This window comes from Caldifarcimen microaerophilum, assembly GCF_055387105.1.
Genome location: NZ_AP038914.1, coordinates 803,274 through 816,426, shown reverse-complemented (window position 1 = coordinate 816,426; position 13,153 = coordinate 803,274). Strand labels below are relative to the sequence as shown.

The window sequence follows — 13,153 nt, the reverse complement described above, 5'->3', positions numbered from 1 at the left end:
ATGGAACGGGTGCAGCTCTCCTCCCGCCATCTTCTCGGACTGGAGGGCTATCCCCGGGAGGATATCCTGGCCATCCTGGATACCGCCCGGGGATTTCTCCAGGTGCTGAAGCAGCCCATTCCCAAACTCCCCACCCTTCGGGGCCGAACCATCCTGAACCTCTTTTTTGAGCCGTCCACCCGGACCCAGGCGTCCTTTGATCTTGCGGCCAAACGGCTTTCTGCGGATATCATGAGCATCTCACCGAAATCTTCCTCTGTGGTGAAAGGGGAAAACCTCCTGGATACCCTGCGGAACGTGGAGGCGATGCGGGTGGACGCCGTGGTGGTGCGCCACCGGGCCCCCGGGGTCCCCCACGCGCTGGCCCGTCACACCCGGACTTCGGTGATCAATGCCGGGGATGGAGCCCACGAGCATCCCACCCAGGCGCTCCTGGATCTCTTCACCCTGCGGGAGCACTTCGGGGATGTTCAGGGGCTCCGGGTGGCCATCGTCGGGGATATCCTCCACTCCCGCGTGGCCCGGTCCAACATCTTCGGGCTCACCACCCTCGGGGCCGAGGTGGTTCTGGTGGGGCCGCCCACGCTGGTGCCCCGGGCTTTTGAAGATCTCGGGAACGTCCGGGTGGTGCACCGCCTGGAGAACGATCTCCTCGAGAGCGTGGATGCGGTGATGGCTCTCCGGATCCAGAAGGAACGGCTGGAGGCGTCCTTTTTCGGAAGTCTCCGGGAATATCACCTCCTCTATGGCATCACCCGGGAGCGGGCCCGGAAGATCCGGGGCGTGCTCATGCATCCGGGACCGGTGAACTGGGGGGTGGAACTCGAGCGGGGCGTGGAGGAAGAGGTGAACACGCTGATTCTGGAACAGGTCACCCACGGGGTGGCCGTGCGCATGGCCGTTCTGTATCTGTTGCTTCCGCCGCTGGAGGGATGAGATGGCACGTACACTTCTTCGGGGCACGGTGGATCTTGCGGGGAATCCCCTGTCGGTGCTGTGGGAAGAGGATCGGATCCTGAAGGTGGCTCCAGACATCCCCGCCGGTGAGGCGGATGAACTCCTGGAGATGGAAGGAACGGTTTTGCCCGGTTTCATTGATCCCCACGTGCATCTTCGCACCCCCGGACAGGAGCACAAGGAGACCCTGGAGACCGGGGCCCGGGCGGCGGCCCACGGAGGGGTCACCACCGTCGTGGCCATGCCCAACACCGATCCCCCCCTGGATTCCCCCGAACTGCTCCGGGGACTTGTGGAGGAAGCCCGGAATCTCCCGGTGGACGTGCGGTTTGCGGCGTGTCTGACCCTCGGAAGGAAGGGAAAGGCCATCACCGAGATGCCCCTCCTTGTGGAAGCGGGAGCGGTGGCCTTCACGGATGACGGGTCCTGGGTGGAGGATGCCCATGTGGCCTATCAGGCCTATGCCATGGCAGCTGCCCTGGGGAAACCCGTTTTTTCCCATGCGGAGGATCGCCGCTGGCACCGGGAGGGTGTCGCGCACTGGGGCCGGCGAGCCCTGAAACTCGGACTTCCGGGGATTCCCCGGGAGGCGGAGGAACTTGCGGTGGTCCGGGACCTTGCTCTGGCCCGTCTCACCGGGGTGCGTCTGCACATCCAGCATGTTTCCGCCGGGACCTCCCTGGCCCATATCCGGAAGGCCGTGGAGGAGGGACTTGCGGTGACGGCCGAGGTGACCCCTCATCACCTTCTCTGGACGGATGAAGTGCTGGAGACGCTGGACACCCGCTACAAGGTCAACCCTCCCATCCGGGAAGAAGCGGATCGGGACGCCCTCCGGGGCGTTCTCGGGGAGGCATGGGTGGTGATGGGGACGGATCATGCTCCCCACACGGTGTTTGAGAAGGAGTTTGACTGGCTGGAGGCTCCCTTCGGCATCGCGTGGCTGGATCTCGCCTTTTCCGCCCTCTACACCTTCCTGGTCCAGCAGGGAGGGGTGCCCCTTGCCACCCTTGTGGAGGCCATGACCGTCCGGCCGGCGCGTCTTCTGGGGCTCACGGATCGGGGGGTGCTGGAGGAAGGGAAACGGGCGGATCTGGTGGTGGTGGACCTGACGTCCACCTGGACACCCACCACCCGAAACACCTTTTCCCGCGGAAAAAACAACCCCCTCCATGGGACGTCCCTGAAAGGTGTGGTCCGGCTCACCGTTTCGGGGGGAAAAGTCGCCTATCGGGAAAGCTAACCCAGAATCTCCGGAAGCCAGAGAAGGACTTCCAGAAGAATCAGGAGAAGAATGCCCCACTCCACGAGTTCAAGGCGGCGGTCCCGCTGGCGGTTTTCCAGGAATTCCAGGAGGGTTTCCAGATAGCGCAGGCGGCGTTCAAGGCTTTCCTGAAGCGGGGGCACACCGAACACCCGGAGGGCGCGATCATAAACCCGGGCATAGTAGAGGTCTTCGGTGAGCTGGATGCCCCCCCGGATCCGATCCAGGGATTCCAGAAAGTCGAGCGCCCACTCCCGGATTTCCCGGAGATCCCGACCGGAGAACCGGCGGCGCCCCCGGAGGATTTCGTGGACGCGGTCCGTTTCCTGTTCCAGATACCGGTCAAAGGCCGAAAGTTCCAGGTCCTGGGCCTGGGCATAGGCCACGATATCCAGCACCCCGGTTTCTTCCCAGGGGTCCAGCAGGAGGGTCCGGTCCCACCCGACCAGAAGGAGGTCAAAGGCTGTGTAGGAAAAAGAGGCGTGGCGGACGGATTCCAGAATCTCCGGGGAGAAGTCCTCATCTTCTCCCATCAGCCACTTGACCAGGGGAAGCTGGTCCCACAGCCGTTCCACCGGGATGGGGGGATCCGGGACGATCACCCCGAACCGATACAGCTCCTCCTCTCCTGAACCGTGCCCCCGGAACGCATCGCCCCCCGTCTCCATGACCTGATGAAAGATGTTCTGGAGGCGATCATACACGGTGGCCGGGATCTCTGCGAGCCATGTGCGATGGAGGTCCGCGATGCCGGTTCCAAGCGTTCTCCGCAGGGAAACTTCCAGGACGCCAAAAGGGTAGGCACGGACCTCGGTGCGCTGTTGGGGGTGAATCAGAACCCGGGGAGGCTGGGAGAGAATGGGGGGAGGCACACGGCGGGAAGGGGAGTCGGGAGGAACATAGCCCAGGGATGCCAGGCGCGCTGCCAGCCCTTCCCCCTCGATTTCATCGGCCGTGTCCACAAAAAGGGATACCCTTTCCCAGGCACGAGAAATCATGGGGAAACAGGACCTGGAAGGGGAGGGGATTCCCCCTCCCCCGATGGACCTTCAGACTCAGAACTCGTCGCGGAAGCGCGGGGAAGGACGGAAGACGGGCACCTTCCGGGCAGGGATCTGGATGGGCTTCTTGGTCCGGGGGTTGATGCCCCGGCGGGCTTTCCGCTCCTGGACCTTGAAGGTGCCGAAGCCCACGAGGCGGACGGTATCCCCGCGCTTCAGGGCTTCTTTTACCACCTCCACGAAGGCGTCCAGGGCGGCCTCCGCATCCTTTTTCCGGAGCCCAGCACGGGCGGCGACTTTGGACACGAGATCCTGCTTCTTCATGGGTAACCTCCTCGTTTCATGGGACCGATCGCGGGTAATTATACGCACCCCCCACAGGAATTTCAAGAACTGATGGGGGAAAGCCCGGGGTGACTGTCCGAAAACCCTGATGGGAAGAGGCGTTTTGTCCCTGGTTGACACGTCCGCCTCCGGGCTATACCGTTTAGGGCACCACCACAAGGGGGTGAATTATGGAACTCACGCTTCTCGGGGCCGCGCGAACCGTGACCGGTTCCATGTATTTGCTGCAGGAGGGAGACACCCGGATCCTTCTGGATGCGGGAATGTTCCAGGGGGAGATGGAGGAGGCCAGCCGGGATCCCCTGCCGGTTCCGCCTTCGGACATCCAGGCGGTGGTGCTCACCCATGCCCACCAGGACCATATCGGCCGTCTTCCCATGCTGGTGCGCCAGGGATTCCGGGGAGAGGTGATCGCCACCTCCGCCACCCTCGACCTGGCCCGGATCATGCTCCTGGATGCTGCGCACGTCCAGGAAGAGGATCTCTATCATGAAAACCGCCGCCGTGCCCGGGCAGGCCTCCCGCCCCTGGAGCCTTTGTATGACGTGGAAGACGTCCTGGAGACCTTCCGCCTTCCCTGGCGAACGGTGGCGTATGGAGAAACCTTCACGGTGGGACCTTTCGTGATGACCTTCCGGGATGCGGGCCACATTCTGGGATCGGCCTTTGTGGAGATGGAAGCCCCCCGCAGGCTGGTGTTCTCCGGAGATCTCGGGAATCGGAACAAACCCATTGTGCGGGACCCGGATGCGCCGGTGCTGAAAGATCCCGAGGCGGTGTTTCTGGAAAGCACCTACGGTGGACGGAATCACAAACCCTTTGAGGAATCCCGGCGGGAGTTTCTCCAGGCCATCCAGGAAACGCTGGATCGAGGCGGCAATGTCCTCATCCCCACCTTTGCCCTGGAGCGGGCGCAGGAAATCCTCTATGTCCTCCGGGAATTCAAAGAAACGGGTGAGGTCCCCGCGTCCGTGCCCGTGTTCCTGGACTCTCCCCTGGCCATTGACGCCACCCGGATCTTTCTCGCTCATCCGGAGTGCTTTGATCTGGAGGCCCTGGACGTTCACCGTGAAAGAGGCCGGTCCCTCTTTCAGTTTCCAGGGCTCCAGTTCACCCGGAGTGTGCGGGCCTCCCAGCGGATCAACGAGGTGGACGGCGGGGCCATCATCCTGGCGGGAAGCGGCATGATGAACGGGGGGCGGATCAAGCACCATCTGAAGCATAACCTCTGGAAAGAAAAGACGGGCCTTGTGGTGGTGGGGTATCAGGCCCGGGGAACCCTGGGAAGAAAAATCATCGAAGGGGCGCGAGAAGTCTATATCTATGGACAACCGGTGGCGGTTCGGGCGCGGATCTACACCATCAACGGTTTCTCCGCCCATGCGGGACAGGACGAACTCCTGGCCTGGTCCGGCCGGTTTGAGAACACTCCCCGAATTTTCCTGGTGCACGGGGAAGAAGACCAGATGGAGGTGCTGCGGGATCGCCTGGTGGCCCGGGGCCACCGGGTGGACATGCCCCATTACCGGGAAACCCTGCTATTCTGAAGGTTTTCGGGCGGCCACACCCACCGTCACCCCCACATAGGGGCCCAGCCCCTTTCGCTCCAGGGCCAGGGTGAGGCGCCACCAACCCCGGATCACCGGCCGGAGGGGGCCGAAAGAAGGATAGAGGGGCAGGTGGATGCTGGCCTTCTTCAGGGCTTCCCGGAGGAGACGATAGCCCAGGCCGGGACGCATGCCATAACCCCAGCCATGAAGAACCTCAAACCCCGCTTCCTGCACCACCTTCCGTAGTTCGCCATAGGAGAACTCCGTCTCCCATCCGGCGAACCACTTCCCCACCGCCATCAGGGCGTGCTTGAGAAGGGTGTAGACGTGGTATTTCTGGGGGACGTCCACCACCAGGATCCCGCCGGGTTTCAGAATCCGGAAGTTTTCCCGGAGGAGGGGCAGGGGATCCTGGAAGTGTTCCAGAAGTCCCTGGTGATATACCAGGTCAAAGGTGTTGTCGGGGAAGGGTGTGCGGAGGGCGTCCGCCCGCAGGAAGGCCGGTTCCCGGGAGATGCGCCGGGAAAGATGAAGGGCCTCCCGGGAGATATCCAGGAGCACCACCTGCGCCCCTTTCCGGGCCAGGGTGTGGCCCTCCCGACCGGTGCCCGCCCCCACCTCCAGAATCCGGGCCCCCCGGGGATCGGGGAGCACCCGGCGGATTTCATACAGAAGATCGGTGACGGCCGGATAGATTTCCGACGCGTCCCGGCCGCTCCAGAAGCGGTCCCAGACCTCGTCCCGGGTTGGATCCAGCGACGGCATGGGCGAAAGGATACGGGAAGGGGCAGGGTGATTCAAGAAAGCAGCTGACCTCCGCACAAGGATTTGGCCCCCCACCCTGTCCGGGGTTTCCGGTCCACCGGGACAAGAGGTCCCGGTGGAATATGGAATCTGAACAGCGTGTAGATTTTGTAGGCGGTCATCCCAACGATCAGGGGCTCCATCAACGGTGGATCCTGGATACGAGACATGCCCAGGAGTGAGCCGGCACCTGTTATACGAAACCAGGGATACCTGAGCCTGGTGTCGCCTAACGAGATGACCCTTGGCGTTTCATCCTGAGACGTCTCCCGCCCGGACGGTACGGGAAGGTTCCCGTTTGCCCTCCTGTTTCGGGCCCGGGTGGCGGACGTTGACAATACAATTTCTTGGGTGTATCTTTGTCAAGCACACAACATCTTGGGGGTGATCATGCGGTGTCCCTTCTGCGGTCATCTGGAAAGTCGCGTTCTGGACAGCCGGCTTGCCCGGGACGGCCGGGCCATCCGGCGGCGGCGGGTGTGTGAGTTCTGTGGGCGGCGGTTCACCACGTATGAGGAAGCGGAAGAGCTCCGCCTCAAGGTCCGGAAGCGGGACGGTCGGGTGGAGCCCTTCCGTCGGGACAAACTTCTCCGAAGCCTGGAGGTGGCGGTGAACAAACGGCCGGTGAGCGTGGAGGAGCTGGAGCGGGTGGTGGAGGACATCGAAGGCGCCCTGTATGACGCGGGGGAGCAGGTGGTGACGTCCCACAGGATCGGGGAAATGGTGATGGAGCGCCTGAAGATCCTGGACCCCGTGGCCTATGTCCGCTTTGCGTCCGTGTATTTGAGTTTTGACTCGGTGGAGGATTTTCGCCATTTTATTGAAGACGCCCTGGTGCGTCAGAAAGGAGGTGTGTGATGTCGTCTTCCATGACCCAGCGCAAACCCCGGGAGATCCCCCCGGAGACCCTGGAAGCCTTCGGAGGGGATGAGCTGCGGGCACGGGTGTTCTTTGAGAAATACGCCCTTCGGGACCTGGCCGGGAACGTCCTGGAGAAGCGCCCGGAGGAGATGTGGCACCGGGTGGCGAGAGAAGTCGCGTCGGTGGAGGCTCCGGAAAAGCGAAAAACCTGGGAAGAAAAGTTTTTCTGGCTCTTGGAAGATTTCCGGATGGTCCCCGGGGGCCGGATTCTCTTCGGGGCGGGCAATCCGCGGCGAGCCACCCTCCTCAATTGCTATGTGATCCCCATTCGGGAAGACTCCATTGAGGGGATTTTTGAAACGGCCAAGGAGATGGCCCGGACCTATTCCTTCGGCGGGGGGTGCGGAACGGACATCTCCGTTCTTCGCCCGGCCGGAAGCCCGGTGAACAACTCCGCCCTCCACTCCACCGGGGCGGTGTCCTTCATGGAGATCTTTTCCATGACCACGGGGACCATCGGCCAGGCGGGCCGGCGGGGTGCCCTGATGCTCACCATCCATGTGGCCCACCCCGATGTGCTGCGTTTCATTGAGATCAAAAACGACCCGGAACGGCGAAACGTCCGTTTCGCCAACATCTCCGTCCTGGTGTCCGATGATTTCATGAAGGCGGTGGAGAAGGATGAGGTCTGGCCCCTGTGGTATCCCGATCTTCTGCGCCGGGAAGACCTGCTGGACGAGTTCGGCACCGACGATCTTCCCTCCATTCTGGAATCGCTGGAGGGGCGTTCCGACTTTGTCCGGATTGACCTTTCCAGGGAGAGCTTTTATCACTTCCCGGACGCCCTGTATTTCTATGTGGAGAACACCGGAGAACTCCGCAAAAAACGGGTGTATGACCGGATCCCGGCCCGGGAGATCTGGGATCGCCTGGTGGCGAGCGCCTGGGATTCCGCTGAACCCGGGGTGATCTTCTGGTCCACCATCAAGCGGTTTTCCACCACCGAATATTTTGCGCCGGTCCTCACCACCAACCCCTGCTCCGAAATCCCCCTGGAGGCCTATGGGGATTGCTGTCTGGGCAACATCAACCTGGCGCGGTTTGTGAAAGAGCCCTTCACCGACAACGCCGAGGTGGACTGGGACGGTCTTCTCCAGGCCGCCCGCTACACGGTGCGGTTTCTGGACAACGTGCTGGACTATAACCGGGATCGCCATCCCCTCCCCGCGCAGACGGAAGCGTCCATGACCAGTCGCCGGATCGGGGTGGGTTTCACCGGCCTGGGGGATATGCTGGCCCAGCTTCGCCTCAAATACGACACGCCTGAAGCGGTGGACTTCGTGGACCGGCTCTTCCAGAAGATCAAGTGGACGGTGTATGACGAGTCGGCCAACATCGCCCGGGAGAAGGGTTCCTTTCCGAAGTTTGATCCGGAGCGCCACCTCCAGAGTCCCTTCTTCCAGGACTTTCCCGAGGAACTCCGGGCCAAGATCCGCGGGGGTCTCCGGAACGGCGCCCTCCTGACCGTGCCCCCCGTGGGTTCGGGTTCGGTGCTGGCGGGGGTATCGTCCGGGATTGAACCCATTTTTGCCCTGTGGTATATCCGCCGTTCAGAATCCCTCTCCCAGGAGGAATTCCGGGTGTATCATCCTCTTGTGAAGACCTTCAAGGAGCTCACGGGCACGTCCGATGAAGATCTTCCAGACTATTTCGTAACCGCTCATGAAATTGACCCTTTCTTCCGGGTGAAGATGCAGGCCACCATCCAGAAGCACATTGACCACAGCATCTCCTCCACCGTGAACCTTCCGAAAGAAACGCCGAAAGAGACCATTGCACAGGTGTATCTGGAGGCCTGGCGGCAGGGGTGCAAGGGGATCACCGTGTATCGGGAAGGGTCCCGGGAGGGCATCCTGATCACCGAGAAGGCGAAAGAGAAGGAGACGCCGTATCTCACGCCCCGTCCCCGGGACGTGGCGCTGGACGGGCGGACCTATAAGGTGCGCACCGACATGGGGAACGTGTATATCACGGTGAACCGCAACGGCGGAGGTCCCATGGAGGTGTTTGTCCACCTGGGCAAGTCCGGCTCCACCCTCATGGCCTTTGCGGAGGCGCTGGGGCGGCTGGTGTCCCTGGCTCTGCGGAGTGGCATCAAACCCGATCACGTGATCCGGCAGCTGGAGGGGATCAAGAGCGGCCCGGCCATTCGTCAGCCGGACGGGACCTTTGTGTTCTCCGTTCCGGATGCCATTGCCAAGGCCCTCCGCCGGTTTCTCCAGGAGATGAAGCACGTGCCCACCGTGGAAGAGGTTCCGGCGTCTTCCGTGAAGCTGGAGCACGGGGTGGTGCTCACCCCGCCGAAGGACAGCCTGGCGGTGGGGGATCTCTGTCCGGAGTGCGGAGCCGTGATGGTGGAGGCCAACGGGTGTGCCACCTGCATGCAGTGTGGCTATTCCCGGTGCGGATGAGCCCTGGGTTGTGAGACGCTTTTCAGCGGGGCGGGCGTTGCCCGCCCCGCGGTTTTTTCAGGGGAACAGTTCGGGGGTTGACAACCCCCTCCCCAATGCCTATGGTAAAGAAAACCCCCCTTTGATCCGGAGGTGTCGGGATGAGCAGAACGTTTGCGATGCTGGCCATGCTGCTGATTCTGGGGGCGTGCAGGCGTGATGTGGAGCGGCAGAGGGTTTTGAAGGTGTATGGGGCGGACTGGAGTGAGGATGGGAGGGTGCTGGTGCTGGGACATTTTACGGACGTGCGGGTGACGTATGGGTGGTTGTGGGGCGCGTCGTATGACACGCTGAAAGACCAGGACGTGATGCTGTGGGTGGACCCTGTGAGCCGTGCTGTGGACAGCGTGTGGGTGATCCATGAGCCGGGGGGTGTGATCCCGCAGGGGTCCGACATGTGGAGAGATCCGCGGGGAAGGGGGTGGTGGATGGTTTTGCTGGATGGAGGAATACGACACTACAACGGATCTTTTGGTGAAGTTGTTGAGGAGATCCCTGGGTGCGGGAACATATCGTTTTGGGCAGATACATTGTACTATGCGTGTCAGGAGAATCGAGACATTTACTTTATTCGGAAACCGCTGAACATCACGAACGCCGTACCGGAAACGCTATTTGTGCGTCACATCGTGAATCTCTCATCGCTTGGATTTCTCCATGGTGGGCCGTTGGGAACCGTGTATTTTTCATGGGGCGACGTTATTCTCCGCTGGGAGGGAGGAGACCGTTTCACGGTGGTGGACAGTCCGGCGCTGTATTTTGGGTTCAAGGGGGATACGCTGGTGGTGATGTATCGTTCGCGCTTTTACTTCCATTATGGGGATAGCGTGGTGGATACAGTTCACTGGGAGGGGGAGCAATGGTCGGGGGCTGCGGGGAATTGTTCCAGTATGTGGAAATGGTTTGGGCGCAATGCCATCCGTTGTGTTGAAGCAGACGTGGTTATTTGCACTCCCAAAGACGCAACACAGGAGGTGTTGCAATGTTCGCCGTACTGGCGCTGGGACTATTGAGTTTGCCCCTGGACGGGCATTACCGTCCGTATCCTGTCATCCTTGTGCACGGCATCAATAGTGACGCCAACACATGGGGGTTTGATGTAGATACTGCGGATATTCGGCGAGGGAAAGATTTTCCTGTGGTACCCGATACAATTGTGGACAAGCACACATCCAGAGCGCTGTGGAATCTGATGAGGCCGTATTTTTACTATGATGCGGACTCCTCCATCCGTACCTTTCTTGCCGCGTTGAATTTTGACGATTTTGGAGGATCCATTGATCCGGGGCAGTATGACTCGCGGAACCAGGTTGAATATTACTACTCCGAAGTGAGAAATGGGGACACGGTGAAAATTCCCGTGCGCGTACATCTGCGCGACAAAGGATCAGGGGCGGAGTTGAAGCATTTTATCAAGAAGGTGCTGTGGATCTATTACGGCGATGACTGGAACCTCAACCCCGACGCGAAAGTGGGACCGGTGTTGCAGATTGTGTATGACTGGAGGGGCGGACGATGAGAAAGAATACAGGAAAGATTCTGCCGATTACACTTGTTCTCTGGGCCGTTATAGGAACCGGTTGCGTGGCTTCTGCGCCGCCCGTGATGCCCTCCCCACGCGCTGCCACCGTGTGGATTCGCGGTGTCGTTGCCCGGGATCAGGATCTTGTGGTGTGTTACCTTTTCCAGAATCCATGCGGAGGTGTGCTTGTGGGTTGGTCAGGGCGGGGGGCCACGGTGATCGCGACCGAGCTCCCCATCCTTGCCTCCTCACTGACACTTGAACGGCTGGGATTCACCCTGGGAAGGCGATTCTCCTGGCGGGGCTTTCCGATGGCCGGTATGGTGCATCTGTGGCCGCTTGCCCGGATGAATGGGACGCACTGGCCTATCGGGCTCACCTATCAGGTGGTGCTTTACCAGAGGAGGCGTGTTCAGGTCGTGGGCTACGAAAACTTGACCTGGGGCATTCTGAAGGCAACCGGAGGAGAAGAAATTGTCCGCGGATGGCAAAACGCTGCAGGCATACATCTCACAAGAATGCCGATGTTTCTGGGACTGGCCCTGCGGTGGTATGATGTGCTGTGGTTCGGGAATGCGCGCACGAAGAGGTGGATGCCCACACTGGAGGGAGGGATGGTGATTCCCATGGAGAAAGGAAACAAGAGATGAAAACGGCGGAATGGATCTGGATGATTGCGTTGCTGATGGCCGGATGTCAGGGAATCCGATGGGAGAGGGAACGTCTTTCGTTTGTGGGGCGAGGGGCGAATGGCGGGATGGTGCTTGTGTGCGTGGATCGTGCGACACAGACCATACGGGACATCATGTCGGATTATGACATCACGCAACCGGGTGTGGCAACCATTGGCCTCTATCACCTTCATACCCGTATCTTCGCAATGAACACTCTGGCGACCCGGGAAGAACAAATCTATGAAGAACACTGCTCCGCAGAATTCGGCCCCGATTCCCCCTGTGGTGTGGATCCAGGATGGCTGCTGGATATCTTTCATCGCATCTATTATACGGAAGGAGGCATCTTGTACCTGGTGCGCTGGGGTGGTCCAGAAACGCAGACCGTCCAGCGTCATGTTGTCCATACGTTCCCATGGGAAATAAAAAGCATGCACGAAGGCGGAAGGAAATACACGTTGATAGAAAAAAATGCGCAGAAACTGACCATCGTTTACGAGGGGGACACCTTCAAATTGTTTGATCCATGGGCAACGTCAGACTGGTCAATTACGGGAGACAGTCTGTGCGTCAACAACGTACTTCTCACGTTCACGCGGAGTCAGGTGGATACGCTTGGCATTTTTCCAGGAGACTGGAAGTGTCTCTCCTGGGGACCTGGACCGGACAGTCTGACCTTTCAGATTCCCGCGGATACAGGATCGGCGATTGTGATCACAGATCTGTATGGGAATCCAGGTGACACCCTTTTTATGAATCCCGGGGTCTGGACGCGTGACGGTTCATTCTGGCTGGTGAACCGGATGAATGGGGAGGCTGTTGTGTACGACAGAAAGGGAAAGATCTACACCACGGGTGGTGATCTCTGTTCGGCACAGGCAAACCCGGGGGCAGCGCCATGACCACGGGCAAACTCCGAAAACGTAAAGATGGAAAGAGGATGTGTTTGGGGCGCAACCGCGCCCTCAACGTACAGTACGCAATCTTCCTTGTTGCTGTAATCCTTTTCTCCGGTTGCATTGCCACGGGACCTGCATCTTATCCACCGGTGTCGTCCACCGCCTCCTATCAGATGGAGATTTCATGGACACAACCCGCGGTTGAACCCCTATCCTTTGCATGTGCGCTTTTGTATGCGGGATGCGCTGAACTCAAATTGAGTGTTCACTGGAACCATCCTTTGGGGATGCCTGTCCTGTTGGGGACTGCATGGCCGGTTATCCCCAGTTATTATCTGGGGTCGGGGATCAGTGTGCTGGGAATGCAGATCTCCGTTCCTTATACATTCTCACCTACCTGGCTTGTCCTCGGTGGCATTCAAGCCTATCCACTCCTTCAGGTTGAAGGGGGCCATAATCTCTGGGGATTGCATGCCGCCATCTGGAACAAACGGGGCACATGGAAATATGGCGCCTATGTACAATGGAATACGGTGAACGTCCGGTATGCCACAGGGGAAGTCATGGCACACGGGAATCGCTGGGTTCTGGGGATCAGGACAGCCAGGGGTTCAAATCGGTATGTTTCTCTGGGACTGGACCTTACGCATATTCACCTGGAGGGAGCACATCGCTGGGTCTACTCGACATGGACTCCCGAAGTGAAGATTTCCCTGGGTACAATCTGGAGAACAAGAACAATTTCACGTTCAAAGAAGGAGTAAGT

General features: G+C 60.1%; 13 protein-coding genes. 10 read left to right on the top strand and 3 right to left on the bottom strand.

Going from position 1 to position 13,153, the window contains the following annotated elements:
• Both AC6HU3_RS03790 and AC6HU3_RS03785 read left to right on the top strand, forming a co-directional pair.
• The gene (locus AC6HU3_RS03790) at window positions 1-936 is read left to right on the top strand and encodes an aspartate carbamoyltransferase catalytic subunit (RefSeq protein WP_497474802.1); all 936 of its coding nucleotides are present in this window, start codon (window positions 1-3) and stop codon (window positions 934-936) included.
• 1 nt (window position 937) lies between these two features.
• Window positions 938-2,200 carry a dihydroorotase gene (locus AC6HU3_RS03785; RefSeq protein WP_497474800.1) on the top strand — a complete coding sequence of 421 codons (1,263 nt, stop codon included), beginning with the start codon at window positions 938-940 and terminating at the stop codon, window positions 2,198-2,200.
• Here AC6HU3_RS03785 and AC6HU3_RS03780 read toward each other — a convergent pair.
• Together AC6HU3_RS03780 and AC6HU3_RS03775 are read right to left on the bottom strand one after the other, a co-directional pair.
• Complete coding sequence (locus AC6HU3_RS03780) at window positions 2,197-3,219, bottom strand: hypothetical protein (protein WP_497474799.1); 1,023 nt, start codon at window positions 3,217-3,219, stop codon at window positions 2,197-2,199. The genes AC6HU3_RS03785 and AC6HU3_RS03780 overlap by 4 nt on opposite strands.
• A gap of 57 nt (window positions 3,220-3,276) precedes the next feature.
• Window positions 3,277-3,546, bottom strand: a complete 270-nt coding sequence (locus AC6HU3_RS03775) for an HU family DNA-binding protein (RefSeq protein ID WP_497474798.1) — start codon at window positions 3,544-3,546, stop codon at window positions 3,277-3,279.
• A gap of 191 nt (window positions 3,547-3,737) precedes the next feature.
• Between AC6HU3_RS03775 and AC6HU3_RS03770 the strand changes: the two genes are divergently transcribed.
• The gene (locus AC6HU3_RS03770; protein WP_497474796.1) at window positions 3,738-5,114 is read left to right on the top strand and encodes an MBL fold metallo-hydrolase RNA specificity domain-containing protein; all 1,377 of its coding nucleotides are present in this window, start codon (window positions 3,738-3,740) and stop codon (window positions 5,112-5,114) included.
• Here the strand turns inward: AC6HU3_RS03770 and AC6HU3_RS03765 are convergent.
• The gene (locus AC6HU3_RS03765) at window positions 5,106-5,882 is read right to left on the bottom strand and encodes a class I SAM-dependent methyltransferase (RefSeq protein ID WP_497474795.1); all 777 of its coding nucleotides are present in this window, start codon (window positions 5,880-5,882) and stop codon (window positions 5,106-5,108) included. The genes AC6HU3_RS03770 and AC6HU3_RS03765 overlap by 9 nt on opposite strands.
• A 429-nt stretch (window positions 5,883-6,311) precedes the next feature.
• Between AC6HU3_RS03765 and nrdR the strand changes: the two genes are divergently transcribed.
• The 7 genes from nrdR (at window position 6,312) to AC6HU3_RS03730 (ending at window position 13,151) form a co-directional block, all read left to right on the top strand.
• A complete protein-coding gene (nrdR, locus tag AC6HU3_RS03760) occupies window positions 6,312-6,779 on the top strand; it encodes a transcriptional regulator NrdR (RefSeq protein ID WP_497474793.1) in 468 nt (155 codons plus the stop codon).
• On the top strand, window positions 6,779-9,253 hold the full coding sequence (locus tag AC6HU3_RS03755) for an adenosylcobalamin-dependent ribonucleoside-diphosphate reductase (RefSeq protein ID WP_497474792.1): 2,475 nt from the start codon (window positions 6,779-6,781) through the stop codon (window positions 9,251-9,253). The genes nrdR and AC6HU3_RS03755 overlap by 1 nt, the downstream gene beginning before the upstream one ends.
• A 140-nt stretch (window positions 9,254-9,393) precedes the next feature.
• Entirely contained in the window at window positions 9,394-10,305 is a 912-nt protein-coding gene (locus AC6HU3_RS03750; RefSeq protein WP_497474790.1) for a hypothetical protein, read from the top strand.
• Window positions 10,275-10,811: a hypothetical protein gene (locus tag AC6HU3_RS03745; RefSeq protein WP_497474788.1), complete on the top strand. Its 537-nt coding sequence runs from the start codon at window positions 10,275-10,277 to the stop codon at window positions 10,809-10,811. Before AC6HU3_RS03750 ends, AC6HU3_RS03745 begins: the two co-directional genes overlap by 31 nt.
• A gap of 65 nt (window positions 10,812-10,876) precedes the next feature.
• The gene (locus AC6HU3_RS03740) at window positions 10,877-11,464 is read left to right on the top strand and encodes a hypothetical protein (RefSeq protein WP_497474786.1); all 588 of its coding nucleotides are present in this window, start codon (window positions 10,877-10,879) and stop codon (window positions 11,462-11,464) included.
• Complete coding sequence (locus AC6HU3_RS03735) at window positions 11,461-12,390, top strand: hypothetical protein (protein WP_497474784.1); 930 nt, start codon at window positions 11,461-11,463, stop codon at window positions 12,388-12,390. The genes AC6HU3_RS03740 and AC6HU3_RS03735 overlap by 4 nt, the downstream gene beginning before the upstream one ends.
• Complete coding sequence (locus tag AC6HU3_RS03730; RefSeq protein ID WP_497474782.1) at window positions 12,387-13,151, top strand: hypothetical protein; 765 nt, start codon at window positions 12,387-12,389, stop codon at window positions 13,149-13,151. Before AC6HU3_RS03735 ends, AC6HU3_RS03730 begins: the two co-directional genes overlap by 4 nt.
• The last annotated feature ends 2 nt before the right edge of the window (window positions 13,152-13,153 follow it).

Bases quoted from the DNA above. Each gene is read 5' to 3' on its own strand.
- AC6HU3_RS03780 (WP_497474799.1), bottom strand. From the start codon at position 3,219: ATGATTTCTCGTGCCTGGGAAAGGGTATCCCTTTTTGTGGACACGGCC.
- AC6HU3_RS03730 (WP_497474782.1), top strand. From the start codon at position 12,387: ATGACCACGGGCAAACTCCGAAAACGTAAAGATGGAAAGAGGATGTGT.
- AC6HU3_RS03770 (WP_497474796.1), top strand. From the start codon at position 3,738: ATGGAACTCACGCTTCTCGGGGCCGCGCGAACCGTGACCGGTTCCATG.
- AC6HU3_RS03750 (WP_497474790.1), top strand. From the start codon at position 9,394: ATGAGCAGAACGTTTGCGATGCTGGCCATGCTGCTGATTCTGGGGGCG.
- AC6HU3_RS03745 (WP_497474788.1), top strand. From the start codon at position 10,275: ATGTTCGCCGTACTGGCGCTGGGACTATTGAGTTTGCCCCTGGACGGG.
- nrdR (WP_497474793.1), top strand. From the start codon at position 6,312: ATGCGGTGTCCCTTCTGCGGTCATCTGGAAAGTCGCGTTCTGGACAGC.
- AC6HU3_RS03755 (WP_497474792.1), top strand. From the start codon at position 6,779: ATGTCGTCTTCCATGACCCAGCGCAAACCCCGGGAGATCCCCCCGGAG.
- AC6HU3_RS03785 (WP_497474800.1), top strand. From the start codon at position 938: ATGGCACGTACACTTCTTCGGGGCACGGTGGATCTTGCGGGGAATCCC.
- AC6HU3_RS03735 (WP_497474784.1), top strand. From the start codon at position 11,461: ATGAAAACGGCGGAATGGATCTGGATGATTGCGTTGCTGATGGCCGGA.
- AC6HU3_RS03765 (WP_497474795.1), bottom strand. From the start codon at position 5,882: ATGCCGTCGCTGGATCCAACCCGGGACGAGGTCTGGGACCGCTTCTGG.
- AC6HU3_RS03775 (WP_497474798.1), bottom strand. From the start codon at position 3,546: ATGAAGAAGCAGGATCTCGTGTCCAAAGTCGCCGCCCGTGCTGGGCTC.
- AC6HU3_RS03790 (WP_497474802.1), top strand. From the start codon at position 1: ATGGAACGGGTGCAGCTCTCCTCCCGCCATCTTCTCGGACTGGAGGGC.